Annotated in this window: 3 protein-coding genes; all 3 read left to right on the top strand. The window is 48.9% G+C overall.

What is annotated here, in order from left to right:
- Positions 1-307: 307 nt before the first annotated feature.
- The 3 genes from HEQ50_RS12920 to HEQ50_RS12455 all read left to right on the top strand — a co-directional run bounded on the left by HEQ50_RS12920 (position 308) and on the right by HEQ50_RS12455 (position 2,887).
- Positions 308-430 (top strand): hypothetical protein, encoded by a 123-nt coding sequence (locus HEQ50_RS12920; protein ID WP_255459908.1) that lies wholly within the window; start codon positions 308-310, stop codon positions 428-430.
- Between the two features lie 225 nt (positions 431-655).
- Positions 656-1,360 carry a glucosamine-6-phosphate deaminase gene (locus HEQ50_RS12460; RefSeq protein ID WP_168900820.1) on the top strand — a complete coding sequence of 235 codons (705 nt, stop codon included), beginning with the start codon at positions 656-658 and terminating at the stop codon, positions 1,358-1,360.
- Between the two features lie 102 nt (positions 1,361-1,462).
- On the top strand, positions 1,463-2,887 hold the full coding sequence (locus tag HEQ50_RS12455; protein ID WP_168900819.1) for a glycoside hydrolase family 73 protein: 1,425 nt from the start codon (positions 1,463-1,465) through the stop codon (positions 2,885-2,887).
- The last annotated feature ends 126 nt before the right edge of the window (positions 2,888-3,013 follow it).

The raw sequence follows: 3,013 nt of genomic DNA, 5'->3' as shown, positions 1-3,013 counted from the left end.
TTCAAAATGCTTAAGTTACTGAACCGCCGTATACGGAACCGTACGTACGGTGGTGTGAGAGGTCGGTAGCCGAACTAATCGGCTACCTCCTACTCGATTTGGCTGAAAGTTGGCGGTAGTCGCCAGTTAGGTAAAGGCTGAAGCCACCAAGCCAGCCATCGCGGCCAGAGATTCCGGTGCTGTCCGGCCGCGCTTCAGGCCCAATCTGGCGGACGGTAGGGTGGGGAAAGTAAGCACTTTTCTTGCGTCTGGCAAGCTTTCGTTGTATAGTACATTCATGAAAACTTTGAAAAGTGGGGTGAATCCGATGAAGTATACGAAACGAGTCGATGCTCATAAAAACCAAAAGCAGCGGGATGCAACCTTTGAGAAATTCAAGAAGCAGCAGAACGCGTTAAGCGCCAACCGGCGGGGTGTTCGTCGGAAATAGGGTGGTCACTGTTAAGCGCAGTGAGCATCCTTTTTTGTTAGTCGGCTGGACGACTTAGCGGGCAATTTAGTGAGATAGCTTACGCCGTAATTAGGGAATTTTCGTGGCATTTTCAAAAAAATCGACAAAAATGAGCAATTTACTTGAAAAATTGGTATAGAGCATTTATAATTGGGCTATACCACTAGGAGAGGGAGACTGAATGAAATGAAGCAATTAACCAACATGAATGTTCAGATCGTCAGTGACAAACAAGCCGGGGGACAAGCCGGGTTTGACGTGTTCAAGCAGGCCTTGCAACAAGGGGCTAAGGTCTTGGGATTGGCGACGGGGAGCACGCCCGTCACCATTTACGAACAACTCGTTGCGAGTGATTTGGACTTTAGTCAATTAACATCCGTCAATTTGGATGAATACGTGGGTCTGTCGGCCGATCATCCGCAGAGCTACCACTACTTCATGCAACAACATTTATTCAACCAAAAGCCATTTGCCAAGTCCTATGTGCCAGATGGGGCGAACTTGGATGCCGCAGCGGCAACGCAGGACTATGATCGGATTATTGCGGACAACCCCATTGACTTACAATTGTTAGGGCTGGGCCAAAATGGCCATATTGGGTTCAATGAACCTGGAACGGATCCGAAGTCAACGACGCACAAAGTGGCATTAACACCGTCGACGATTGAGGCCAACGCACGGTTCTTCGCCGATGAAAATGACGTGCCGCGTTACGCCTATTCCATGGGCATTGGGTCCATTTTACAAGCCAAGGAAATTTTGATTGTTGCCTATGGTGAGGCTAAGGCAGCCGCCGTTGCAGCCATGCTTCAAGGCCCGGTAACACCAGACGTTCCAGCCAGTTATTTGCAAACGCATCCCAACGTTCACGTGATCTTGGACGAGGCAGCCGCTAGTCAGTTAGATTAACGATGTCCAACCGGGAATGAATTCTTATTAATTTTCCTTTAAGCACTTCACCAAATTATGGTATTCTTAACTTGGAAGCGATTTTAAGGGGGAAATGGTAAGATGAAGCGAACGAAGAATTGGCTACTTACCGCATTCGTTGTGAGTGTTGGTTTAGGTAGTATTGGGAGCGTAGGTCATGCGGCGACCACGGATCCTCAAGGGTTTATCACCCAACTGAAGAGTCCGGTGATGTCGGTGGCGAACCAATACAAGCTTTACCCGTCTGTCATGATGGCACAGGCAGCCTTAGAGAGTGCTTGGGGAACCAGTATGCTTACGACACAGGCAAATAACTACTTTGGCATTAAGGGCAGTTATAACGGACAGTCAGTGTCCATGAAGACAGCCGAATACGATTCGAATGGTCAGTTGTATTATACGACGGCTAATTTTCGAAAATACCCCAGTGCTAAGGCGTCAATGACGGACAATGCAGTGTTGTTGCGCAATGGTACATCGTACAATCCAGCTATCTATAGTGGGGCCTGGCGTGAGAATGCGAACACCTATAGTGCAGCAGCTAATTCGCTTACGGGCGTGTACGCAACGTCGCCCACCTATGGCACGAATTTGATTTCGATCATTAAACAATACAATTTGAATACGCTACTGGATGGCAATGATTCGGATAACGCGACGGACTCAGAATCGTCCTCCAGTTCGACGTCGAAGCCGACGGTGACTTATGCAACGGCTAAATATTACGGAACTTCGGGAACACAGATGGGGCGGCTGAGTGCTCGGCACACGAGTTACGTCCTCTACAATCATGTGAAGAACACTCGGGCCGACATTACCAAGACCTCGTGGAAGAAGCTCAGTGACTATACGGGTCAGCCAGTTTATCTCGATATGCGGGCGGTCAAGACCGATCCAAAGTCGGGGAAGAAGACCACGTGGTATCGGATTCGTTTCTCAAGTAAGGCAAGTGCAAAGAAGTACTGGTTGTACACGGCTGGCGTTACGATGCCGACGGTGAAGTACACGAGTGGTACGGCCACGGTTACGGTCAATCATAATCTTAAGGGGAGCTACTACAACCATGTTTTCAACTCCCCATACTTAGCAAAAGCACAGGGCTCGCTGAGCAAGCTAACGGCCAAGACCTATACGGCGGATAATCAGGCGGTGAAGACCCAGGACGGGTACAAGACGACTTGGTACCGCATTAAGGTGGGTTCTAAGAAGTATTGGATTGCCTCAACTGAAGCGGCAGCTAGTCCACAGTACGATTATGTGGTGTACACAGCGGCTAGCGGTACGAAAAAGTTAAGCAGTAAATTCAGTAAATACAATGTTTACAATCACATTAAGAAGACCCACTTTGATCAGAAAACCTTGAAGTGGCCGAGTGGTAGTAAGAAAGGCACCAAGGTAACCGTTGATTTGAAGGGGATCAAGACAGCCTACAAGACGACCTGGTATCGCATTCAATTTAGCGGCAACAAAACCAAGTACTGGGTGGATGCCCGCGCATTACAGTAAAGCAGAGGAACCGTAAGCGATTGCGGTTCTTTTTGTTGTGCGCCCGGCATGGGCGCTAACTAGGCGGTGAAAATCCGCTGTGGGCCGTAGTAGTCGGAACCACGAGCCGAAGGCAAAGGTGTCCAT

Source organism: Lactobacillus sp. HBUAS51381 (genome assembly GCF_012641095.1).
Taxonomy (GTDB): Bacteria; Bacillota; Bacilli; order Lactobacillales; family Lactobacillaceae; genus Levilactobacillus.
This window is presented reverse-complemented; position numbering and strand designations above follow the sequence as displayed.

Excerpts from the sequence above, each read along its gene's own strand:
- HEQ50_RS12920 (WP_255459908.1), top strand. The coding sequence starts at position 308 with ATGAAGTATACGAAACGAGTCGATGCTCATAAAAACCAAAAGCAGCGG.
- HEQ50_RS12460 (WP_168900820.1), top strand. The coding sequence starts at position 656 with ATGAATGTTCAGATCGTCAGTGACAAACAAGCCGGGGGACAAGCCGGG.
- HEQ50_RS12455 (WP_168900819.1), top strand. The coding sequence starts at position 1,463 with ATGAAGCGAACGAAGAATTGGCTACTTACCGCATTCGTTGTGAGTGTT.